Source organism: Acidobacteriota bacterium (assembly GCA_016715115.1).
GTDB lineage: Bacteria > Acidobacteriota > Blastocatellia > Pyrinomonadales > Pyrinomonadaceae > JAFDVJ01.
Genome location: JADKBM010000011.1, coordinates 892,686 through 915,012 on the forward strand (window position 1 = coordinate 892,686; position 22,327 = coordinate 915,012).

The following is a 22,327-nucleotide window of genomic DNA, read 5'->3' on the forward strand; positions in this document are numbered from 1 at the left end:
ACCGCAGACACGACCGTTCCGCCGACGAAAGGCCGCCGAAGCGCCGCGGTTCTCAGCGGGCGCCGCAAGGCGATGAACCTTCTGATGACGGGACTCACCGCCGCGTGCACTTTCGTTGCCGTCGCGATCCTGTTGATAATCCTCGGATATATCGCATACCGCGGACTGTCCGCGATAAGCATTCAGTTTCTGATCGACACGCCAAAGCCGGTGGGTGAGGGCGGAGGCATCGGCAACGCCATACTGGGTTCATTTCTGATGACCGGGCTGGCCAGTCTGATTGGACTGCCGATCGGAATCGCCGCCGGCGTCTATCTTGCGGAGTACGGCAAGAGTTGGTTTGGACAGATCGTCCGATTCGTCGCCGATACGATGACGGGTGTGCCGTCGATCATCGTCGGGATCTTCGTTTTTACGCTTTTCGTGCTACCGATGGGCCGGCAATCAGGTCTTGCAGGCTCGATCGCGCTGGCGATAATAATGCTCCCGATCGTTGCAAGAACAACCGAAGAAATGATCCTGCTGGTTCCGAACGCAATGCGTGAGGGAGCCCTCGCGCTCGGAGCTCCGCATTGGAGAGTGACCTGGGACATCGTCATCCCGGCGGCAAAAACGGGCATCGCAACGGGGGCGATGCTGGCGATCGCGCGTGTTTCGGGCGAGACGGCCCCCCTGCTGTTTACGGCGCTGAATAGTCGCTTCTATAACGTCCATATGGATCAGCCGATGGCGTCGCTGACGGTTCAGATATTCAATTACGCGACCGGACCGTTCGATGTTGAGTGGGAGATGGCCTGGGCGGCGACCCTGATCCTGATGTTTCTCATCCTGATCATAAACGTTACGGTTCGTTATCTGACGAGGAAGAAATACTAAGTGAAAATGCTTGAAATGAACACCGCACAATTTGCTTCATACCGTATGGAGTCAGACAGGGCAAAAGAAACAGAGCACGCGGGCCGATCGCCGGAAGCCAAGATCAGCGTCCGCGATCTCAATTTTTATTACGGAAAGACGCAAGCCCTTCAGGACATCTCGCTCGAGATTCCCGATCGCGAGGTAATGGCGTTCATCGGACCGTCGGGTTGCGGCAAGTCGACCTTTCTCAGAACGCTCAACCGAATGAACGATACGATCCTCGGCACAAGACTCGACGGAACCGTGCTTATTGACGGACAAGACATCTACTCCGCCGGAACCGATGTCGTTTCGCTCAGAAGAAAGGTCGGAATGGTGTTTCAGAAGTCCAATCCGTTCCCCAAGTCGATCTTTGAGAACGTCGCATACGGCATCCGCATCAACCGAATGTCATCGGGCAATGCCGATCTTCAGGAACGCGTCGAGCGGGCGCTTAGAAACGCGGCTCTCTGGGACGAGGTAAAGGACAGGCTCAAGGCGTCGGCATTCGGGCTTTCCGGCGGTCAGCAACAACGCTTGTGCATTGCAAGGGCACTGGCAGTCGAGCCCGAAGTTGTGCTGATGGACGAGCCGGCATCGGCGCTTGACCCGAGTGCTACCCAGAAGATCGAGGAGCTGATCGTCGAGCTCAAAAAGGAATACACGATCGTGATAGTCACTCACAATATGCAACAGGCAGCGCGCGTTTCGGACCGGACCTCGTTCTTTCTGCTTGGGAAATTGATCGAGTCCAATTTGACGACGAGGATGTTCACGAGCCCGACGGAGAAGATAACCGAGGACTATATCACCGGCCGATTCGGTTAAGCCGAAACCTTGGCTTATACTTGAACAGATATGGAAGAACATCGACTTATTGACAAACGTCTCGAAGAACTCCGATCGATGATCGTGAATATGGGAAACGAGGCGCAGCTTGCGGTTGATCGCGCGATGAAGGCGATGGTCGAGCGGGACAGCATCGTGGCCGCGGACGTAATTGCTCACGATGATGAGGTCGATAGCCTCGAACTGGAAATCGACCGTGACGTGATCGAAATATTCGCCCTTCTGCAGCCGGCGGCAAGGGATCTCAGATTCGTGATCGCCGTCGCCAAGATCACGCCGATCCTCGAAAGGATCGCCGATCACGCCTGCAACATTGCGAACGCCGCGATCGAGCTTAACAACGAACCGCAGCTAGCCGAATACGTCGATCTGCCCCGAATGGCGAAGAGCGCGTCGGAAATGCTCCGGGAAGCGATTGACGCTTTCACACGGGAGGACGCCGGACTGGCAAGGCGGATCATCGCTCTCGATAAACAGATCGACTCGATCTATCAAAAGGTGGTCCGGGAGCTAATGGACTATATGCGTACCGAACCGACAACGTCGACACGCGTCATACAGTTGCTGTTTGTGGCGAAGCATATTGAACGAATCGGGGATTATGTAAAGGATATTTGCGAACTCACCGTCTATATGATCGAGGCCGAATTCATCAAACATAAGTTCGATTAGTTTCATGATTGTTGGGACCCGCCTTCTACGAGGGCGATGACACAGATAGAACCGGCCGCGTGACGACTGGCCAAATACCGCCTCCACCTGCAGGGCCTGTCGATTCTCGTGGTGGCGGTTGTTTTCGTTGTTGGTGTCGTTATTGCCATTTTCGCAGGAGGCAGGTTTTTTTCCAGGGTTGAAATGTCCCGGCTGCAGTTATGATCTTGTGGGATCATTCGGAGCCGGTTGCACGCGATTCTTGCACGGACAGATTCCGGGTTTTCGTTCGACGGCGTTTATTGAAACCACGAAGCTCACGAAGTTAGAGAACAGCAGAAAATCTTCGGGGATTCTGGTGTCCTGCGTGCTTCACGAACGCAGGTTGCGCTGGCGGCGAAGGGCGAGCGACTCGTGATGCATCTCCGGTAAGGAAGGGTAAACGAGACTATTTCTGGCGGGCCAGGACACGGAAGCCGACGCTGCAGTTAAGACCAAGCGACGGCGAATTCCTGAACCGGAGCGCCGACCGCGAATTGTAAGCGCCGTCGAACCAGGAACCGCCACGCAAGACGCGGGAACCTGGATCTCCCACGCTCAGATTCGCGCTACCGTCCGTCGGCAAACCACCATACCCTTTTTCGTTGTAAATGTCCTGCACCCATTCACAGACGTTGCCGCTCATATCGAAAAGTCCGAACGAATTCGGCTTCTTGCCGCCGACCGGATGCGTCTTGAAGTCAGAGTTGCCGTTATGCCAGGCGATCTCGTCCACCGAATCGTAATGGTCGCCCGTCGTTCCGGCCCGCGCCGCGTATTCCCACTCCGCCTCGCTCGGCAAAGAGTATTCGAACCCGTCGTTTTTTTCGTTCAATTTGGCGATGAACTCGACGGCGTCGTTCCAACTCACCTGTTCGACCGGACAATCGTCTCCGCAGGTCTTGAAGTAACTCGGGTTCGAGTCCATAAGGGCGCGCCATTGCCCCTGCGTCACCTCATATTTCCCCATCCAGAACCCTTCGCTGATCGTCACTTTGCGTACCGGCTTCTCGTCATCCGATTTGTCGGATCCCATCATAAAATCGCCCGGCGGAATATAGACGAATTCCATCCCAATCAGGTTCTTGCGGACTGTTCCGGGCTCGACCGGACTAGTCGAACTCGCTTCTGATGGCTCAATAAGAGATGCGTCATCCGACGGCCTCTGGTCGTCTTGACGAATTCGTTCTTTTTCCGCTCGTGAAGCCATTTCGGCCTCGCGCGCCCGCTCGAATTCCTCGTCGACGATCATTGATGCCGATTTACGTGCCGAAGGATCATCAACCGGCCTCAACGCATCCGCCAGCGCCGCGCGCATTTCGTCTGCCGTCGAAAACCGTTCCTCTCGCTTCTTCCGCAATGCCTTTCCGACAATGGCGCGCAGGCTTTGCGGAACGTCCGGCGGCAAAGGGTCGGGTTCGCTCATCAGGATGGCGGCGATCAGGGATGGCTGATCGTCCTGCGGATAAGGAAGCCCGCCGGTCAGAAGCCTCTGCAGCATCACGCCGACGGCCCAGATGTCCGTTTCAGGGGTGACCGACGGCCTCTTGTCAAAGGCCTCGGGCGGCATATACTCCATCGTTCCCGCGGTTCCGGTGGCTTTCGAATGCGTTTTGATCTCGCGCGAGACGCCGAAGTCGGCAATGCAGGGCGTCCCGTTCATTATCAGGACATTATCGGGTTTCAGGTCGCGATGGACGAACCCCTTCTCGTGAAGTTTTTCGAGCCCGGTCAGGATCTCGAGCGCGATCCGGACCGCCGCTTCGTGGGTCGGAGCTTTGCCGCCGTTGTTCCGCAGCCAGGTTTCGAGCGATCCGCCGTCGGCGAAATCGCAGACGACGTAAACATAATCCTCGAAACGGTCGAGTTCGATGAGCGAAATGATATGCGGCAGTCCCCGAAGCTGCTTCCAGACGGCGAGTTCGCGGCCGATCTTCTCGAAATCGATCCCGTCCTCTCTCGGACGGAAGAATTTCAGGGCGAAATGGTTGACGTCGAGCGCCGTCCGCTTCTCCGCCTTCCACACGTCGCCGAACCCACCCGAGCCGAGTTTTTCGACCAGAATGTAATCTCCGATTTTTGTTCCGCTTCGAAGCAACAGTAAATCCCGTACCCTCGCTGTTTATTATTGAGTGTAACGTCCCCAAAAATGCCGATGTTTGAAATATAGAGCAAAACGATGGCTTTGCCAATCTATCGAACGGAATCGGCGGAGTCCGCGGTCCGGACGAAACTCCCGAAACGATGGCGAACGACGGCGTTCAGCATGGGCCGACTCGAAGTCCGCATGCCGGCCAAGACGGCTGCCACGCAACGCGCATTCTTGAATGCGCAGGCTTACCCAGTGCGCGGTTCTGCATTTCTGCATTCCTGAATGGGCACGCTTACTTCGTGCGCGTTTCTGCATTTTGCGGAGTCAAAGATGTTCGTTCGATATCGCGCCGAGAAAAATCTCGGAGCCGATCAACTTCATCTTTTGGATCGCCGCGTTTTCGAAGGGGACCGCGAACAGAAAATGTTGGTACTCGAGCATCGAATCCGAGTCGATGTTGACGCGGTTCGTCAGGACAACCCACATCAGCGCGCGCAGGAACTGGCCGTGGGAGAAGATGGCGATCGTTTGATGGTCCGAGGCCTGCAGTTTTTCGAGCGTGGTCCGCGCGCGGGCGATGAGATCCGCGAACGATTCCGCGCCATCGCCGTCGCGATGAGAGACGTCGGCGCGATCCCAAAAATCGTCCGCCGCAGATTGGCGGTCGGCCTTGGTCGAACGGCCAAATCGGGCGCCGTTCAAATACGTGAACTCCTCGACCGGCCATTCTTCGAGCAAAGCCGATGCGAACCGCCGGATCAGAGGCGCGGCGGTTTGTCTTGCCCGCAAATATGGAGACACGACGATCAGCGTTGGCGGAACCGGAAAACGGGCCGCGACCGACTCGGCCTGCCGGAATCCTTTCTCGGTCAACGGAATCGAGTCCGTCGAGTCGGTCGGGAGTCCGGCGTTTGATTCACTCTCACCGTGGCGTATCAGCCAAACTGTCTTGTCCATACTTCTAATCTTAATCTCGGATCGTGTGAAGGCGAAGCCTCGGAAATCACAAATCGGTCGTCGGAATGGTCCGATGTTTCCGAAGATCCGCCAGGCAAAGCGACCGTGTTCAACCCGGATTACTCATTACCTGTCCAATCGGTGAACCTGCTCAACGCCGAAGAAACATGGAAAAGTTAAGCCGGGATTGCGCAAATAGGGTATTTTCAGGCAACGATTTTCTATCCCTTGTCCGATTCTGACACCTGTCGAACGCATCGCGGCCATGCCTGAAAAGCACCCATGCAATAGCGTCGGGAGCATCCCGACGACTGCGCAAAGACGAAAATTTTCGTCCCTGAACGGGACGCACGAAGAAAGCGTTTAATTCCTGCGTCCCTTTCAGGGACGGCCAATCATTGGAAACCGAGTCGTCGGGATGCTCCCGAATCCATTGCCTGAGTCCCTATCAGGGACAGCTGGAAATGCTCAAAAACTGCCTAATCCGTAAGCTAGGATAAATTCAGACTATTCATAAGAAGCAATTTCCCCGCAAAACATCATTCGGAGCACGCAAAATACCGGATCACAAATGCCGCTTTGGGCGCGTTTCCCGGGAAAGGGGTTTTCTATCGAATAATTTGGGTTCAACCGATCTTCACTCCGGTACGCACATCCGGAACGAAGTCCGGTTTGATCGGCCGCCGGATCTTCAACCGCAACCGCAAAACGGTGCCGGCTCGCTTTGAAGAGCGAGTTTTGACGGCTCGGGTGCGAACAATTCCACGGCCGGAAAACGGATTTTTCACGCCCGGGCGCGATTGATTGCGCGGCGAGCAATTGGCGGGATCGATTCCGGAGTGGCACAATGATTGCGGCGTTAAGAACATAAACTCGAACCGTTCTTCGATTCGGTCGGTTCGATGCGCCGCAAGGAGGCCAGGAGATTCCGTGAAAGAATTCTATTCAGATTTCGAAATTGTCGCCCGCGAAGACTATTCCGACGTGACCTATATGCTCGAGGTGCGGCATCCGCTGATGGCTAGGGCCGCCCGGCCGGGCCAGTTCGTGATCGTGATGTCGCACGCCGAGGGCGAGCGGATCCCTTTGACGATCGCCGATTTCGACGCCGCGAAGGGGACGGTCACGCTCGTCATTCAAGCGGTTGGCAAGACCACGCTTGAAATGCAAAAATCCTGTCAGGTGGGGACCAGGCTTTACGGTCTCGCCGGTCCGATGGGGATTCCGAGCAAGGTCGGCAACGCAAAGAAAGTGATCTGCGTCGGCGGCGGGCTCGGTGTCGCGCCGGTGTATCCGCAGGCGCGCGCATTGAAGCAGAACGGCGCATATGTGATCGGCGTGCTCGGATTCCGAAACAAGGACCTGGTCTTCTGGGAGGACAAGTTCCGGGCGATATGCGATGAACTGATCATCTGCACCGACGACGGATCGGCCGGGATCAAGGGCTTTGTCACCGACGGCATCCGCGCGGCGATGGCCGCACACGACGACATCGACGAGGTGGTCGCCATCGGACCGCCGGTAATGATGAAGGCAAGCGCGGACGCAACCCGCGCCGCAGGGATCAAAACGATGGTCAGCCTGAACCCGATTATGGTCGACGGGACGGGAATGTGCGGCGGCTGCCGCGTGAAGATCGGAGACACCGTCAAGTTCGCCTGTGTCGACGGTCCCGATTTCGACGGCCATCAGGTCGATTTCGACGATCTGATGATCCGGCTCAGGCGATACAAGGAAGAAGAGGCGCAGGCGACCAAACGCTGGTCGGAATCGTGCCGGATGACGCTGGGGTAGAAGCGGGATTTGGGATTTGGGATTTGGGATTTGCGATTTGCGATTTGCGATTTGCGATTTGCGATTCCAGAGATTCCAGAGGATTCCAGGAGATTCCAGAGGATTCCAGGAGATTCGAGAGATTCCAGGGGATTCCAGGAGATTCCAAAAGGATTCCAAAAGGATTCCAGGAGTTTCGAGAGATTCCAGAGATTCCAGGAGATTCCAGGAGATTCCAAGGGATTCCAGGAGATTCCAGAGATTCCAGAGGATTCCAGGAGATTCCAAGGGATTCCAGGTGATTCCAGGTGATTCCAAGGAATTCCAGGTGATTCCAGGAGATTCCAAGGGATTCCAGAGGATTCCAGGAGATTCCAGAGGATTCCAGGAGATTCCAAGGGATTCCAGAGGATTCCAGGAGATTCCAAGGGATTCCAGGTGATTCCAGAGGATTCCAGAGGATTCCAGGAGATTCCAAGGGATTCCAGGTGATTCCAGAGATTCCAGAGATTCCAGAGGATTCCAGGGAATTCCAGCTTCCGACAGGCTTCTGGATCCCGAATGCTGGAATCTGAAATCTGGAGCACTGAAATCTGGAATCTGGAATGTCTGGAATCTGGCATGTCTGGAATCTGGAATCTGGAATATCTGGAATCTGGAATCCGGCAATCTGGAATCTGGACTCCTGAAATCTGGACTCCTGGAATCTGGAATCTTGAAATCTGGACTCCTGGAATCTTGAATCTGGAATCCTGGAATCTTGAATCTGGAATCTGGAATCCTGGAATCTGCAGTTCCTGGAATCGTGAATCCCAGGGATCGAATTGACTGATCAAATTATGAATGCCACAAAGAAAAGAACCGTACGCTCCATTCCGCAGACGCGGACACCGGTGCGCGAACTCGAACCTGCCGTGCGGGTGACGAATTTTGAAGAGGTAAACTGCGGCTACAACGAAAAAGAGGCGGTCATCGAATCGCAGCGCTGCCTGTTCTGTCCGGAGCCGAAGTGCATCGCCGGATGTCCGGTCAATATCAACATTCCGGCGTTCATCCAGAAGGTCGGCGAGAAGGACTACCGCGGCGCGTACGACGTCATCACCGGAACCAATCTTCTGCCGGCCGTCTGCGGGCGCGTCTGTCCGCAGGAGAATCAATGCGAGGGCGTCTGCGTCGTCGGCGAAACGCTTGAACCGGTGGCGATCGGGCGGCTCGAACGCTTCGTCGGCGATCTCGCGATCGAGCACGGCTGGGTCAACGTTCCGTACATCGAACCGACCAGGTTTCAGATCGGAATCGTCGGCTCCGGGCCGGCCGGTATGGCGTGCGCCGCGGATATGGCCAAGGCCGGCTGCGACGTCACGGTTTTCGAAGCGTTTCACGAAGCCGGCGGCGTTCTGCGTTACGGGATTCCTGATTTCCGTCTACCGAACACCGTCGTCGACGCGGAGATCGGAAAACTCAAGCAACTTGGCGTCAAGTTCGAGTGCAACACGCTCGTCGGACGACTTTTCACGATCGAACAGATGATCGAGGAACTCGGATTCCACGCCGTCTTCATCGGCACCGGCGCCGGCTATCCGACGATGCTCGGGATTCCGGGCGACTCGCTCAACGGAGTCCTTTCGGCGAACGAACTGCTGACCCGCTGCAACCTTATGCAGGCGCGCAACTTCCCTGACGTCGACACGCCTTTGCCGCTCGGCAAGCACGTCGTCGTCGTCGGCGCCGGAAACACCGCAATGGACGCGCTGCGCGTCACGAAACGCCTCGGCGCCGAATCGGTCGCCTGCGTTTACCGCCGTTCGAAGACCGAATGCCCGGCGCGCGCCGAAGAAGTCCATCACGCCGAACAGGAAGGGATCGAGTTTCACTGGCTGACCAATCCGGTCGCCGTCCTCGACGACGGCGCGGGATCGGTCGCCGGAATACGCTGCATCCAAATGCAGCTCGGCGAACCTGACGATTCGGGCCGAAGGCGTCCGGTAGCGGTCGAAGGCACCGAGTTTGAGATCGAGACCGACCAGGTCGTCTTTGCGATCGGCACCAACGCCAATCCGATCATCGGCCAGACCTCGAAATTGAAACTGAACAAACGCGGGTATCTTGAGACGGATTCAAATCTGATGACGTCGATCGCCGGAGTTTTCGCCGGCGGCGACATCGTCACCGGCGCGGCGACCGTCATCGAGGCGATGGGCGCCGGAAGACGCGCTGCCCGCGGGATGAAGGACTATCTTGGGATCCGCGAAGCGATGCCGGCGCGGCCGGCCGCAACGATCTTCGGAATCGACGCCGGCGAACATAATTTCGTCCGCGTGAGGTTACCGTAAATTATGGCACCGAAAGACGATAACAGAACAAACAACCAATCTCCGGACCCTTCGCGACCGCGTCGGGTTTCAGCCCGCCTGACCGAGCATATCGTCGAGATCATCAGCGATTCCGGCGAGGGCGCGCAGAAATGCGGCCAGTCGTTCGGATCGATCATCGCCCGGACCGGACTCGGCGTCTGGACCGTCGAGATCATTCCCGCCGAGATCCGTCCGCCGGCGCGCAGTGTCGCCGGCGCGAGCGGCAACCGCATACGGATGGCGTCGGGACACGTCACGAACGGCGGCGACGAGACCGATCTCGTGGTCGCGTTCAACGAACAGGTCCTGCTCGGCCGCGTCCGCTCGCGCGAGTTGAAACCCGGATGCACGATCCTGCTCGAATCGATGTGGCGAGAGAGCAAGGATCCCCGCGTTGCCCGGTCTTACGCAGAAACATACGACCAACTCGTTGCGGCGGGTTACCGCGTTTACGAAATTCCGATGGAATCGGAATGCCTCAAACACGTCTCCGACGCGCGCAAGGGCAAGAATATGTTCGCGCTCGGGATTCTCTGCAACTGCTACTCATTGGACCTGCAGACGGCGCGTGAACAGGTTCGTATGACGTTCGGCAAAAAGTCGGCGGAGATCGTCAAAAAGAACATCGAGCTGCTCGAGGAAGGCTACAATTGGGCCGAGAACAATCTCGACTTCCGTTACGAGATCCCCGCGGAACTGGCGAGCGTGCCGCAGATCGTCGTCAACGGAAATACGGCGCTGGCGCTCGGCGTGCTCGCATCGGGAATGGAGATCTGCGCGATGTACCCGATCACGCCGGCGACGTCGGCCTCGCATTATCTGAGCGACGCCTTTGAAAAAATAGGCGGCGTGGTTCATCAGGCCGAGGACGAGATCTCGGCCTGCGCTTTCGCGATCGGCGCGTCGTACGCGGGCAAATGCACGGTCACAATAACTTCGGGGCCAGGCTATTCCCTGAAACAAGAGGCGATCGGCCTCGCCGTGATGGGCGAGGTTCCGCTCGTCGTCGTCAACGTGATGCGCGGCGGGCCGAGCACGGGCCAGCCGACGAAGACCGAGCAGGGCGATCTGATGACCACGATTTTCGGAAGTCACGGCGACGCGCCGAAGGTCGTCATCGCGCCGGGCACCATCGAGGACTGTTTCTACTCGGTGATCACCGCTCGAAAGATCGCGGAAACGTTCAATATGGTCGTCGTCATTTTGTCGGACGCGAATCTCGCGACATCGCAGCAGCCGTTTACGAGGCCGAGCTTTGACGAAGCGTGGATGGCGCCGCCGATCGACCAGAGCGCGATCCCGGCAGGTGCCAAACCTTACGATTGGGATCCGAAAACCGGGCTCGCGCGGCGTTTCATTCCGGGCCAGCCGGGCGGAATGCACACGCTGACGGGACTTGCGCACGACGTCAACAGCCACGTCGCGTACGACCCGGAGATCAATCAGCAAGGGATGCGCGCAAGAAGCCTGAAACTCGCGACGCTCCAGAAGACCCTCAAACCACCGACCGTTTTCGGCGAGCCGACCGGCGATCTGCTCGTCGTCTGCTGGGGCAGCACGAAGGGCGCGATCGAAGAAGCCGTCGAGGAGCTTCGCGACGAGGGATACGCGATTTCGTCGCTCCATCTGACGTTTATCCAGCCGATGCCGCCGGGGATCAAGGAGATCCTCACGGGATTCAAGAAAGTGATCACGATCGAGAACAACTGGTGCGACCAGTGGGAAGACGAGATGATCGACGAAACAAATCGCCGGTATTCGGCGCTCGCGATGCTTTTGAGGTCGCGCTACCTGGTCGATATCGACTGCTGGAGCGAATGCCGCGGCACTCCGCTTAAACCGAGTACAGTTCGCAACGTTATCTTGGAGAGAATCAAATGAAGAGCGTTCCCGAAACAGCCAACGAATGCCTGCTGCGTCTTTACGACCAGCAACACGAGATCGAAGACTATCAGAAAGGCGTTCCGCGCTGGTGCAGCGGATGCGGCGACAACGCCATTCTCGCCGCCGTCCAGCGTCTTTGCCGGGACGAAAAGCTCGCGCCCGAAAAGACCGTTTTCGTATCCGGCATCGGATGTTCGAGCCGTCTGCCGCATTATATGAACACATACGGCTTTCACGGCATTCACGGCCGGGCGCTGCCGGTTGCCGAAGGCGTCAAACTCGCGCGGCCCGACCTGACGGTTTTCGTCAATACGGGCGACGGCGACTGCTGCTCGATCGGCGCGGCGCACTGGATCCACGCCGTTCGGTACAATATGAATATGACGATGATGCTGCACGACAATCAGATCTACGGTCTGACGAAGATGCAGGCGTCGCCGACTTCCCCGCTCGGACTCAAGAGCAACACGACGCCGCACGGCAGTTATCTCGACGCGCTGAACCCCCTGACGGTGACGCTCGGAATCTCAAACGTCTCGTTCGTCGCGCAGGTCGTCGACTGGATCCCCGAACTGCTCTACCAGACGCTTTCGGCGGCTTATCACCACAAGGGATTCTCGTTCGTCCGCATCGTCCAGCGCTGTCCCGAATGGCTGCCGAAACTGATGGATCCGTGGCTTCACGATCCCGAACGAATTCTGCTTCTCCATCACGACGACGGGCTTTCGGTGAGCACCGAACTGACGCGCACGTACCGGAAAATAGAGGAACACGACCCGTCGGATATGAATCGTGCGAGAGAGATCGCCTCGTCGTTCGATCCGATCCCGGTCGGGATTCTTTACCGGAACGAAGACGTTCCGTGTTACGAGGATCTTCGCCACGATACGCGTTTGCGGACGACGGGTCTGATTCAGAAAGGACTCGAAGCCGAATTCGACAAGTTCACCGTCTGGCCTGAAACGGCCCGCGCTTAAGGAGCAAGAATGGACGCCAGACTCCAACACCAGATCGCTTTTTACCTGACAGGCCGCCGCGGCACGGATCTTGCGCCGCTCGACGGCTCATTTCGCCCGGCACTGCTCGCGCGGTATCGGGATCTTTCGGAACTTCGCTATGATTTTCCGCTTGTCCTGAATCGCGGTGCGACGCCCGATCGGACAGTTCTTTCGCTGAGCCGGCTTGTCGATGACGCGATCGCCGCGATGCCCGAAGGCGTCGAACGCGACCGCGTTGCGAGGCACGGCCATCGCGTCGAATCGCAGCTGCGGCGGGAACTCAATGCCAGCGGCCCCGGAGATTTCGCGACTATGTGGCACACCGCGGCGGACACGGCGGCCGGCGAGGACGATTCCGTTCGCGAGTCGGCGATGCGGCTCTGGAAGGCGTTTTCGGCCGACGGCGATCTGCTCGACGCGGACCGGGCGCTCCCGGCGCGGGTCGTGCGTGCGGCCTGGAACGCAGTTCAAGGCAAGAAATCGGCGGACTTTCGGAGCCGCGCCGAACGGCTCCTGCACAAGCTTCGCGACATACTCGCGGCCGAGGCAAACGATTCAGTCGCCGGCCGCGCGCCCGAGAGACTTCGGGCCGGTGTCGGATCTTCGTTCGCCGGAGCGTTCGATTTCGACGCTCTGTCACGCATTCTCGTCGAATCAAAACCCGGCATCCGGCTCTCGGACACTCGCCGGGAACGGATCCGCGGCCTCATCGACGTTCTCGAGCGTCAGCGTTTTTTTCCGCTCGGCAACGGTGCGCCGGCCCCTTACGAGTTCTTTTTCGAACATTGCGCGGACGCGATCCGGGCTTACAACGAGCGACGCTCCGACGCGGTCGCGCTCATCAAGTCACTGGCCGTCGCCGAACTTGAAGCGGTCGGCGACTATCGCGAATCGGTACACGACGTTCTTTTCGCGGATTTCGGCGCGAACGGCCTCGATGTCGGCGAACTCGGCCAACTTCCGGACTATCTCGTCTGCATTGACGGACGAACGATCGACGCCGCCGAGACGTCTGAGATCGTCGAACTTCTCGCCGCCGGACTGCCGTTCAACGTCCTGGTCCAAACGGACGACGTGCTTGAATCTTCGGCCGTCGCGGAAGGCCACGTTGCTCTCGGTTTGCGTGCGCGCCAACTCGTCAACACCGCTATCGGGCTGACCGACGTCTTTGTTCTTCAGGCGGGCGCATCCGGACTTTTCGGCGCGCGCGAGTCGCTGCTGCGCGGACTTTCCTATGACGGCCCGGCGCTGTTCAGCGTTTTTTCGGGCGTGAACGATCATACGGGCGATGTTCCGTCGTATCTGATCGCCGCGGCGGCGACCGAATCAAGGGTTTTCCCCTCGATCGTTTATGATCCGTCGGCGGGTTCCGATTGGGCGTCGCGATTGAGCGTTGCCGGCAATCCGTCCGTCGGGGACGACTGGCCGGTGCATCGATTCACTTATGAGGATCGCGAACTTCAGTCCGTGAACGAGGATCTCGCGTTCACGGCGGCCGATTTTATGATGCTTGACGACCGCTTTTCGGCGCATTTCGCGGTCGCGGCGATCGACGGTCAACAGGATTCGTTGATCCCTGTCCCGGAAGCGCTTACGGCCGGGACACTGTCGGAGAAAGTTCCGTCGGTGGCACTGGTCGATGCCGACAATCGCCTCCGGCGCGCCATACTCGACGATCGGTTGCTGCTCGAAACGAGGCGCTGCCGGGCGATGTGGCACAGCCTTCAGGAATTGGCCGGCATCCACAATTCGCACGCCGAAAGGCTTCTCGCCGAAGAGCTTAGAAAACGTGAGAAGCCGGTCGAGGAGCCGAGATCCGAACCCGTCGGCGGCGCGCCGGCGCCGGTGCTCGTCGAGGCGCAGGAGCCGTCCGCACCCGCTTCGGACGATCCGTACATCGAAACGTCGCGCTGCACGAGCTGCAACGAGTGCACGCACGTCAATGCCAAGATGTTTGTATACAACGAGAACAAACAGGCCTACATCGCCGATCCGGATGCCGGCACGTTTCGTCAACTGGTCGAGGCCGCCGAAGGCTGCCAGGTCGGGATCATCCATCCAGGCAAGCCGCGAAACCCGAGGGAGCCGGGGCTCGACGATCTGTTGGCGCGCGCCGAACCGTTTTTGTAAAAAGAGGGGATCACTGCTTTGTGTTTGCTTCACACGGATCGGCGACGCTCTCGCGATTTGGGATCGCGTACCGCGTGACGCGCCAGCCATATCCGTTGCGGTGCGCGATGATCTGCCAGAAGCGATCCGGGTCGACGCCCGGGTCGGTGACCTGATTCGCGATTTTCGCGGCCCGCGGCATCAGCTTCACGATCGCCGCGTAACCGCCGGATTCGGTCGTTTCTCCGGCGCGGGTTGAAAAACAGTTGAAATACTCCGTTGACTCGATCTGGCGGGTCGTAACCTGATCGAGGCTCGCACGGATCTCCGCCGCGAGCCCGGCCGGCGCTTCGATCGTTTCGCCGTGTTTTGGATTCAGATAATAGTAGAGCCAACCGATTCCGCCAAAAATCGCAAGCAGAAAGAGAATCACGACCGGCCATTTTCCGAACGAGCCGAAGATGCCGAATGTCTTGTCGCGAACGTCGGCGCGATGGCTTGCGCGGCGCGCAGTGCCGCACTCGTCGCACGTGCCGGAATCGTCCGGATTGAGTTTCCAGCATTCGTGGCATCGCCAACCCGATTCATCGACGACCCGCGGTTGCTCGGCACTGATCTGAGCCGTTTCGGGTGCCGGTTTCGCCGCGCTTTCGACGTTTGCGGCGATTTCTGCCGGAGCTTTCGGTGCCATCGAGACTTCAGGCCTCGTTTCAGAATCGGGCTTCGGTAACTGCGTTGCGGGCGATCCGCAGATAACGCAGAATTTGAATGTCCGTTTGTTCAGAGTCTCGCATTTCGTGCAGCGCCATTCCATTGCTTCGTCCCCCTTATAACGGCAAAATAACATTATCCGAAAAAGATTTCACGGTGGCCCGGTTCAGATGTTAGAAAATGGCTGTCCGATCGGCGGGCGCACGGCGTGCCGAAGAAACGCGGATAAATTAACCCGGGATTACGAAACAGCCTTCCAATCGGGTTTCTGCCGAACGGCGCACCGAAGAAACACGGACTGAGCAGATCCATTTGGTTCAGTCGCTTGAAAATGCGTTTCCTGAAAGAGGCGGATTTTGAGAATTCTTGTCGTTGCGATCTTGGCGGACTTTGCGCGAGGAAGCGGATCGCCATCGCCGATCGAGCATTTTCCCGCGCGCAGAACGGAAAGCGTGCTATGTCCAGGCAACCAGCAAGGCCTTCAAGAAACGGCAATGGCACTTGCCACCGGCTTCGGCGAGTGGACAGCCAAAGTTAAATGCTTTCCGGCTTTAGTTGGTTAAAGCCGAGGGCATTTACATCTATTCGGGGCTGTCTGAAAAGTCCGTATTCCTGAAAATCGCAAACGGGAAAACATGTGCGGCAAGGCGAAAGAAACGAGCGCCGCCCCTTGTTGAACAACGCGTCATCATGCAAGGGTCCAACAATCAACGACTTACCTTCGACCCCTTCAGGGTCGGCGTCCCATCTGACTAAAATCCTGGGGTTACGCTTCGCTCACCCCAGGCTATTATCTGATTCGCTTTCAGCGAATTTATACACTTTTCAGACAGCCTCAAATTCAGCTGAGGCCAGTCGCAATTCAGGCAACAATCCAAGCGTTCGTATCCCGACATGGTTTTAACATAGCCTCTGAATCCAGTGGCAACCAGTCCCGCGAGCCGACTAACTGAAAGCCAGATCGTCGGCCTCCGTCTCGCAGTCGGTACAGACGAACCGATTGTCGAGATCCTCCTCGATCGCCCGCCGGTAATACTCGAGGGTCGCCTTATCGACATACAAGAACCGCCCGCACATCGAACAAGCCAGTTTGAAACGGTTCGAGTCGGTTAAGTTTTCGGTCGCGCTGTATTCTTTTGCCAGGTCGGCGTCAAATTCACTTCGTACTCTCATCGCTATACCCCCAGGGCGATTGTGGATTGGGGATTTCGGATTTGCGATTTGCGATTTGCGATTTGTCATTCCAGAAATTCCATACATTCCAAAAATTCCAGATTCCAAACCAACAATCCCAAGTCCGAAATCGCAAATCGCAAATCGCAAATCGCAAATCGCAAATCCGAAATCGCAAATCCCAAATCGCTAGTCTCTATGCCAGTAGACCCGCGCGAGTTTGTTCTCGTGCGAGAAATCGTAGCGGACGTCGCCGTCGAAGGCCCGCTTGAGCGATCTGCCGAGATGTTTGGCAAGATGTTCGGTCGTCGTGGTCACCGTCATCCGTTGGTTCGCGTCGTCCCATTCCATAATTCTCGCCAACGGATTGACCTCCATTGCCTTCGCGTTCTCGTTTTTCAGCAGATTTTTGATCTCCTCCTTGTGGCTTGCAAAGAACTCGCCGTCAAGAAAAACAAAGCCTGCCGGCTCGCCGGTTCGTATCTGGAGGCACGCCGGACATTCCATCGAATGCGGTTCGATATTCTCGAACCGAGCCGCGCTCAGCACACGCTTGTCGTTGGTCCAGTGACCCCGCTGATAGATCGCGCCGCAATCCTTGCAGACCGCCGGTTCGCTGATATGCTTGTCGCTCGCGTGCCCGGCTTCGTGATCCACGCGTTTGGTGAAATTCAGATTCGTGTATCTCTTTTTGCTTGGCATTGTTCACCTCCTACGCCGGCTCGGGCCGATTCGCGGCGGGCGCCGGGAACAGGGGTCGCGGCGCCCTTGGCAATTGAAATTCGTCACTTGGCTTCCTTGATCTCAAGCCGCCGGGCCGCGCCCTTGATTTTCGGCATATCGATCCGGACCTCCAAAACGCCGTTGTTGAAGAAGGCTTCCGCATTGTCGGCTTTCGCGCCGTCCGGAAGCGGAATCACGCGGTGGAACGCACCGTACGTGCGTTCGCTGCGATAGAATCCCTCTTTCTTTTCTTCAAGATCGTGTTTCCGTTCGCCGTGGATGATCAGACGGTGATGATCGATCTCGACCTTGACGTCTTCCTTCTTGACACCCGGCAGGTCGAGCCTGACGAGCAGTTCGTCGTCGCGGCGAGTCATTTCCGCCGGCGGCGACCATTGCGTCGCAACCTCGGCAAGTTCGTTCCAAAGCGGCATTTCGCGGAACATCTTGAACGCCGGACGGAACAGATCGGCAGCGAACATCGTCGGCATCAGACGGTTCATAAGCCCGTATTCGGCCATCGTTCTTTCCATTTCGTCCATCCAGTTACGCATCATCGTGACGGGATTCGCCCAGTTCAGTTCCGATTCCTTTTCGACGGGCTTTAGATGGACTTCAGTTTTGGCCGGTTCGGGATGTTTCACCGGCGCTTTCGCCGCCACGTGTTCGGCGGCTTTTGCCGGTGTTTCAGCCTTGATCGCTTCCTTCACCGGTTCTTCTTTTTTCATTTGCGCTTTCATAGTTTTCACCTCCGCAATCGTCTTCTTTTTCGGAAGACACCGATCGACCGGACAGACGCGGACTGCCCGCGTTTCCGCTCGATCACAATATCTATCATCGCAAGAATCGTGCCGAACGGAATCACCGATGTCCATTGGTTTTCCGGAATGATCGGTTTTTTGGGACGGGTGAAGTTACCCGATCAGTCTCAAAAAAGGGGAAAATTTCTGATTGGTTCAGGATGCCGGGAATCCGAGGCGATGCGCGACTCCGAACTGCTTCGCGGTTGCATACTCGACGCCGGCAGTCTCGGCAAATGAGTGAACCGGCACGTTCCCGATTTTCCATCATTCCGGCAACGGTCCGGAGGAATCGCGTCAGATCACTGCGATCCGAGCGCAAGCCGGAAGATCGCAAATCGTCAAATCAAAGTGCCCGGCGGCCCTCTGACTTAACCGGCGACATTGAGTGATTTGCCTTCTTCGTGAATCTCCTGGAGACTCCGCACCGAGATCGCCGCCTGCGACTTCTTGGTGTTGATCGCTTCGATCAACGCGTCGGCGCCGGTGATCGTGGTGACGCACGGGACATTGAATTGGAGCGCGGCCTTGCGGATCGCCTGCTCGTCGTAATGGGACGTTTGTCCGAGAGGTGTGTTGATGATCAGCGAGATCTCGCCCTGCTTGATCAGGTCGGCGATATTCGGACGTCCCTCGTTGACCTTGAAAACGGCTTCGCAAGCGAGTCCCACTTCGTGCAGGCGTTTCGATGTCCCGTAAGTCGCGACAAGGTCGAATCCGAGATTGTTCAGTCGCCGCGCAAGGATGACGGCTTGACCTTTGTCGGCGTCGTTGACGGAAATGAAGGCCCTGCCTTTCATCGGCAAAACGAGTCCGGCGCCTTCCATCGCCTTTCCGTACGCCTCGCCGAATGAATCTCCAACGCCCATAACCTCACCCGTCGAATGCATTTCGGGTCCGAGTACCGGATCGACACCGGCGAATTTCTTGAACGGGAAAACGGGCGATTTCACAAAGACCTTCGGCACGGTCAGGACCGGCGGGAGGTCGAAATCGGCGAGCCTCTTGTGCCCGGCCATTACGAGGGACGCGATCTTCGCCAGCGGAACACCGGTCGCCTTGGCGACGAACGGCACCGTCCGCGAAGCGCGCGGGTTGACCTCGATAACGTAAACGCGATCGTCCTTGATCGCCAGCTGCAGATTCATCAGTCCGACGACCTTCAGCGCGCGGGCGAGATTTTCGGTGTAATGGCGGATCGTCTCGAGGTGCTCCGCCGGAATGCGCTGCGACGGCAGCACGCTCGACGAATCGCCCGAGTGAATTCCCGCTTCCTCGATGTGCTCCTGGATTCCGCAGATCACGACGGTCGCATCGTCGGCGAGCGCGTCGACGTCGATCTCGACCGCGCGTTCGAGGAATTTGTCGACGAGGATCGGTTTCTCGGGCGAAGCGTCCACTGCGGAACGCATATATTCGTCGAGCGTCGCTTCGTCATAAACGATGGCCATCGCGCGGCCGCCGAGCACGAAACTCGGCCGGACGACGACCGGATAACCGATCTTGCGGGCGATGGCTTTCGCCTCTTCGCTTGAAACGGCCGTGCCGTTCGCCGGTTGCGGAATATTTAACTCCTGCAGCAGCGCCGAAAACCGCTTGCGGTCCTCGGCTAGATCGATCGAATCGGGCGAAGTGCCGATGATCGGCACGCCGGCGGTGTGCAGACGGTCCGCAAGATTGAGCGGAGTCTGCCCGCCAAACTGGACGATCACGCCTTCCGGTCTTTCGGTCTCGACGATGTTCATCACATCTTCGAAAGTCAACGGCTCGAAATACAGACGGTCCGAAGTGTCATAGTCGGTCGAGACGGTCTCCGGGTTGCAGTTGACCATAATCGTCTCGAAATCGGCGTCGCGCAACGCGAAACTCGCGTGGCAGCAGCAATAGTCGAACTCGATCCCCTGCCCGATGCGATTCGGGCCGGAACCGAGGATCATGATCTTCCGGCGGTCCGTCGGATCGGCCTCGCATTCCTGTTCGTATGTCGAGTAAAGATAAGGAGTGTGCGATTCAAACTCGGCTCCGCAGGTGTCGACGCGTTTGAAGACCGGCGAGATATCGAGATCCTTCCGGCGTTTGCGGACCTCGGCCTCGGTCGAATTGGTCAAATATGATACGCGTCGGTCCGAAAGCGCGAACTGCTTCGCCGATCTGAGGATCTCGCTCGGAACGTCCGCGAGGGCACGGCCGTCGATCCGCGCCTGAAGCAGCATAACTTCCTGAAGTTGCTCGAGAAACCAAGGGTCGATCTTCGTCAGACGATGGATCTCTTCGATCGTGTAGCCGTTATTCAAGGCATAGGTCAGATACGAAAATCGCTGCGAATTCGGCCGCGCGAGTTTGCGTTGCAAAACCGAATCGGGGACGTCTTCAAGCCGCAGAGGTTTCACCGCTTCGAGCGAACGCAGCCCTTTGAAAAGCGACTCTTTGAAAGTCCGTCCGATGGCCATCACTTCGCCGACCGATTTCATTTGCGTTCCAAGAACATCTTCAGCGCCCGGAAACTTCTCGAACGCCCATTTCGGGATCTTCGTGACGACGTAATCGATCGTCGGCTCGAAACTCGCCGGCGTCTTTTTGGTGATATCGTTCGGGATCTCGTCAAGCGTGTATCCGACGGCGAGTTTCGCCGCGATCTTGGCGATCGGGAATCCGGTCGCTTTCGACGCCAACGCCGACGAACGCGAAACACGCGGGTTCATCTCGATTATGCGAACGTCGCCGTTCTCCGGATTGACGGCGAATTGAATGTTCGAGCCGCCCGTTTCGACGCCGACCTTGCGGATACAGGCGATCGACATATCCCGCAAACGCTGGTATTCGAAGTCCGTCAACGTCTGCGCCGGCGCGACCGTGATCGAATCGCCGGTATGCACGCCCATCGGATCGAAATTCTCGATCGAGCAGATGATGACGACATTGTCGTTGAGGTCGCGCATCACCTCAAGTTCGTACTCTTTCCAACCGAGGATCGATTCTTCGATCAGAACCTGCGAGATCGGCGACGCCGTCAGTCCGCGTTCGACGATCTCCTCGAATTCCTCGGGATTGTAAGCCGTTCCGCCGCCGGTTCCGCCGAGCGTGAAAGAAGGCCGGATGATCGCCGGATAACCGGTCGTCTCGACTATCCGCTTCGCCTCGTCCCAGTTATGCGCGAATCCGCCCTTGGCCGATGGGATGCCGATCTCGTCCATCGCCTGCTTGAAAAGCTCGCGATCCTCGCCGACCTTGATCGAATCAATGTTCGCTCCGATCAGCTTGACTCCGAAGCGTTCGAGGATTCCCTTTTCGTGGAGTTCAACCGAAAGATTTAGCCCGGTCTGCCCGCCGACGGTCGGCAAGAGCGCGTCCGGCCTTTCCTTTTCGATGATCGCGGCGACGGTTTCAACCGTCAGCGGCTCGACATAGGTCCGGTCCGCGATCTCGGGATCGGTCATGATCGTCGCGGGATTTGAATTGACGAGCACGACCTCGAATCCTTCCTGTTTCAGCGCCCGGCACGCCTGCGTTCCCGAGTAATCGAACTCGCAGGCCTGACCGATGACGATCGGACCCGAGCCAATGATCAAAATCTTGTGAATATCTGTGCGTTTCGGCATTTTGGTGAATCTCCAAAATTATAACTGAAAGGGCTTGATAACCGAAACATACGAATGGCGGGAATATCTTTCGTGCCGGCGTTGATTTTGATATTTCGATTGCGTTTTGCAATCATCTGACTAAGAGGAACTTATGAGCATCGAAAAACAGATCTCGGACACCGGCTACGACATTTCGCCGCTTTCGGCCGATGAACGGACGCGTCTTGCGGCGAATCTTGACCGGGAAGCGTACCGCGTCCTGATCGAGCACGGCACTGAACCCGCATTCTGCGGCAATTTGACCGACAACAAGATGGAAGGCGTCTACCAATGCAAGCTTTGCGGATTGCCTCTGTTTCGTTCGAACGAGAAGTTCAATTCCGGAACCGGTTGGGCGTCATTTTACGCGCCGTTCGACAAGGAACATCTGAAATACGTTCGCGACACCAAGTTCGGGATGGTTCGCACCGAAATCCGTTGCGCCCGCTGCGATGGTCATCAGGGTCACGTATTCCCCGACGGTCCGCCGCCGACCGGCGATCGGTATTGCCTTAATTCGGCGTCGCTCGAATTCGTCGAAACGCCCGATTCCGCTCCGGACATCGAAATTTAGCAGGAGTCGCGGGCCGCCTTCGAAAAACGTCGATTCCGCACCAATCATATGCCTCGCGCCTCGGATCCGAAGTAGTCGCAATTGATTGGCCTCGGTCTTTCGGAATAGTGACAGTGAAAAGCG

The 22,327-nt window shown here is 57.5% G+C and carries 19 protein-coding genes; 11 read left to right on the forward strand and 8 right to left on the reverse strand.

All coding sequences use genetic code 11. The features are described from left to right. Positions 1 to 72 precede the first annotated feature (72 nt). The 3 genes from pstA to phoU are packed head-to-tail and all read left to right on the forward strand — an operon-like array spanning position 73 to position 2,418. Positions 73 to 876: a phosphate ABC transporter permease PstA gene (gene pstA, locus IPN69_12525; protein MBK8811541.1), complete on the forward strand. Its 804-nt coding sequence runs from the start codon at positions 73 to 75 to the stop codon at positions 874 to 876. A gap of 45 nt (positions 877 to 921) precedes the next feature. Then, positions 922 to 1,725, forward strand: coding sequence for a phosphate ABC transporter ATP-binding protein (locus tag IPN69_12530; protein ID MBK8811542.1), 804 nt, complete (start codon positions 922 to 924; stop codon positions 1,723 to 1,725). Positions 1,726 to 1,755: 30 nt separating this feature from the next. Continuing rightward, a complete protein-coding gene (gene phoU, locus IPN69_12535) occupies positions 1,756 to 2,418 on the forward strand; it encodes a phosphate signaling complex protein PhoU (protein ID MBK8811543.1) in 663 nt (220 codons plus the stop codon). A 427-nt stretch (positions 2,419 to 2,845) separates the two neighbouring features. Here the strand turns inward: phoU and IPN69_12540 are convergent, their stop codons facing one another. Both IPN69_12540 and IPN69_12545 read right to left on the reverse strand, forming a co-directional pair. Further along, on the reverse strand, positions 2,846 to 4,534 hold the full coding sequence (locus IPN69_12540; GenBank protein MBK8811544.1) for an SUMF1/EgtB/PvdO family nonheme iron enzyme: 1,689 nt from the start codon (positions 4,532 to 4,534) through the stop codon (positions 2,846 to 2,848). A 318-nt stretch (positions 4,535 to 4,852) separates the two neighbouring features. Further along, positions 4,853 to 5,485 (reverse strand): phosphoglycerate mutase family protein, encoded by a 633-nt coding sequence (locus IPN69_12545; GenBank protein MBK8811545.1) that lies wholly within the window; start codon positions 5,483 to 5,485, stop codon positions 4,853 to 4,855. Between the two features lie 993 nt (positions 5,486 to 6,478). On the opposite strand from IPN69_12545, the gene IPN69_12550 reads away from it, so the two are divergent. The 7 genes from IPN69_12550 (at position 6,479) to IPN69_12580 (ending at position 14,624) form a co-directional block, all read left to right on the forward strand. After that, positions 6,479 to 7,279, forward strand: coding sequence for a sulfide/dihydroorotate dehydrogenase-like FAD/NAD-binding protein (locus IPN69_12550; GenBank protein MBK8811546.1), 801 nt, complete (start codon positions 6,479 to 6,481; stop codon positions 7,277 to 7,279). Between the two features lie 37 nt (positions 7,280 to 7,316). Beyond that, positions 7,317 to 7,700, forward strand: a complete 384-nt coding sequence (locus tag IPN69_12555) for a hypothetical protein (GenBank protein MBK8811547.1) — start codon at positions 7,317 to 7,319, stop codon at positions 7,698 to 7,700. A gap of 119 nt (positions 7,701 to 7,819) precedes the next feature. Continuing rightward, positions 7,820 to 8,086 carry a hypothetical protein gene (locus tag IPN69_12560; GenBank protein MBK8811548.1) on the forward strand — a complete coding sequence of 89 codons (267 nt, stop codon included), beginning with the start codon at positions 7,820 to 7,822 and terminating at the stop codon, positions 8,084 to 8,086. An 11-nt stretch (positions 8,087 to 8,097) separates the two neighbouring features. Beyond that, a complete protein-coding gene (gene gltA / locus IPN69_12565) occupies positions 8,098 to 9,591 on the forward strand; it encodes an NADPH-dependent glutamate synthase (protein ID MBK8811549.1) in 1,494 nt (497 codons plus the stop codon). Positions 9,592 to 9,594: 3 nt separating this feature from the next. After that, the gene (locus IPN69_12570; GenBank protein ID MBK8811550.1) at positions 9,595 to 11,493 is read left to right on the forward strand and encodes a 2-oxoacid:acceptor oxidoreductase subunit alpha; all 1,899 of its coding nucleotides are present in this window, start codon (positions 9,595 to 9,597) and stop codon (positions 11,491 to 11,493) included. Further along, a complete protein-coding gene (locus tag IPN69_12575) occupies positions 11,490 to 12,473 on the forward strand; it encodes a 2-oxoglutarate oxidoreductase (protein MBK8811551.1) in 984 nt (327 codons plus the stop codon). Before IPN69_12570 ends, IPN69_12575 begins: the two co-directional genes overlap by 4 nt. A 9-nt stretch (positions 12,474 to 12,482) precedes the next feature. Continuing rightward, positions 12,483 to 14,624 (forward strand): ferredoxin, encoded by a 2,142-nt coding sequence (locus IPN69_12580; protein ID MBK8811552.1) that lies wholly within the window; start codon positions 12,483 to 12,485, stop codon positions 14,622 to 14,624. A gap of 10 nt (positions 14,625 to 14,634) precedes the next feature. On the opposite strand, the gene IPN69_12585 is transcribed toward IPN69_12580, so the two are convergent. The 6 genes from IPN69_12585 to carB form a co-directional block, all read right to left on the reverse strand. Then, positions 14,635 to 15,294 (reverse strand): hypothetical protein, encoded by a 660-nt coding sequence (locus tag IPN69_12585; GenBank protein MBK8811553.1) that lies wholly within the window; start codon positions 15,292 to 15,294, stop codon positions 14,635 to 14,637. A 155-nt stretch (positions 15,295 to 15,449) separates the two neighbouring features. Continuing rightward, positions 15,450 to 15,809: a hypothetical protein gene (locus tag IPN69_12590; GenBank protein ID MBK8811554.1), complete on the reverse strand. Its 360-nt coding sequence runs from the start codon at positions 15,807 to 15,809 to the stop codon at positions 15,450 to 15,452. 450 nt (positions 15,810 to 16,259) lie between these two features. Beyond that, entirely contained in the window at positions 16,260 to 16,487 is a 228-nt protein-coding gene (locus tag IPN69_12595) for a hypothetical protein (GenBank protein ID MBK8811555.1), read from the reverse strand. Positions 16,488 to 16,676: 189 nt separating this feature from the next. Continuing rightward, a complete protein-coding gene (locus tag IPN69_12600) occupies positions 16,677 to 17,189 on the reverse strand; it encodes a hypothetical protein (GenBank protein ID MBK8811556.1) in 513 nt (170 codons plus the stop codon). 83 nt (positions 17,190 to 17,272) lie between these two features. Continuing rightward, complete coding sequence (locus IPN69_12605) at positions 17,273 to 17,950, reverse strand: Hsp20/alpha crystallin family protein (GenBank protein MBK8811557.1); 678 nt, start codon at positions 17,948 to 17,950, stop codon at positions 17,273 to 17,275. A gap of 431 nt (positions 17,951 to 18,381) precedes the next feature. Next, positions 18,382 to 21,609: a carbamoyl-phosphate synthase large subunit gene (carB, locus tag IPN69_12610; GenBank protein MBK8811558.1), complete on the reverse strand. Its 3,228-nt coding sequence runs from the start codon at positions 21,607 to 21,609 to the stop codon at positions 18,382 to 18,384. 133 nt (positions 21,610 to 21,742) lie between these two features. Here carB and msrB point away from each other — a divergent pair, with 133 nt between their 5' ends. Continuing rightward, a complete protein-coding gene (msrB, locus tag IPN69_12615) occupies positions 21,743 to 22,204 on the forward strand; it encodes a peptide-methionine (R)-S-oxide reductase MsrB (protein ID MBK8811559.1) in 462 nt (153 codons plus the stop codon). The last annotated feature ends 123 nt before the right edge of the window (positions 22,205 to 22,327 follow it).

What these genes read in the sequence shown, in the direction of transcription:
- pstA (MBK8811541.1), top strand. Translation starts at nt 73, where the DNA reads ATGAACCTTCTGATGACGGGACTCACCGCCGCGTGCACTTTCGTTGCC.
- IPN69_12530 (MBK8811542.1), top strand. Translation starts at nt 922, where the DNA reads ATGGAGTCAGACAGGGCAAAAGAAACAGAGCACGCGGGCCGATCGCCG.
- phoU (MBK8811543.1), top strand. Translation starts at nt 1,756, where the DNA reads ATGGAAGAACATCGACTTATTGACAAACGTCTCGAAGAACTCCGATCG.
- IPN69_12545 (MBK8811545.1), bottom strand. Translation starts at nt 5,485, where the DNA reads ATGGACAAGACAGTTTGGCTGATACGCCACGGTGAGAGTGAATCAAAC.
- IPN69_12550 (MBK8811546.1), top strand. Translation starts at nt 6,479, where the DNA reads ATGCTCGAGGTGCGGCATCCGCTGATGGCTAGGGCCGCCCGGCCGGGC.
- IPN69_12560 (MBK8811548.1), top strand. Translation starts at nt 7,820, where the DNA reads ATGCTGGAATCTGAAATCTGGAGCACTGAAATCTGGAATCTGGAATGT.
- gltA (MBK8811549.1), top strand. Translation starts at nt 8,098, where the DNA reads ATGAATGCCACAAAGAAAAGAACCGTACGCTCCATTCCGCAGACGCGG.
- IPN69_12570 (MBK8811550.1), top strand. Translation starts at nt 9,595, where the DNA reads ATGGCACCGAAAGACGATAACAGAACAAACAACCAATCTCCGGACCCT.
- IPN69_12575 (MBK8811551.1), top strand. Translation starts at nt 11,490, where the DNA reads ATGAAGAGCGTTCCCGAAACAGCCAACGAATGCCTGCTGCGTCTTTAC.
- IPN69_12580 (MBK8811552.1), top strand. Translation starts at nt 12,483, where the DNA reads ATGGACGCCAGACTCCAACACCAGATCGCTTTTTACCTGACAGGCCGC.
- IPN69_12585 (MBK8811553.1), bottom strand. Translation starts at nt 15,294, where the DNA reads ATGGCACCGAAAGCTCCGGCAGAAATCGCCGCAAACGTCGAAAGCGCG.
- IPN69_12595 (MBK8811555.1), bottom strand. Translation starts at nt 16,487, where the DNA reads ATGAGAGTACGAAGTGAATTTGACGCCGACCTGGCAAAAGAATACAGC.
- IPN69_12600 (MBK8811556.1), bottom strand. Translation starts at nt 17,189, where the DNA reads ATGCCAAGCAAAAAGAGATACACGAATCTGAATTTCACCAAACGCGTG.
- IPN69_12605 (MBK8811557.1), bottom strand. Translation starts at nt 17,950, where the DNA reads ATGAAAGCGCAAATGAAAAAAGAAGAACCGGTGAAGGAAGCGATCAAG.
- carB (MBK8811558.1), bottom strand. Translation starts at nt 21,609, where the DNA reads ATGCCGAAACGCACAGATATTCACAAGATTTTGATCATTGGCTCGGGT.
- msrB (MBK8811559.1), top strand. Translation starts at nt 21,743, where the DNA reads ATGAGCATCGAAAAACAGATCTCGGACACCGGCTACGACATTTCGCCG.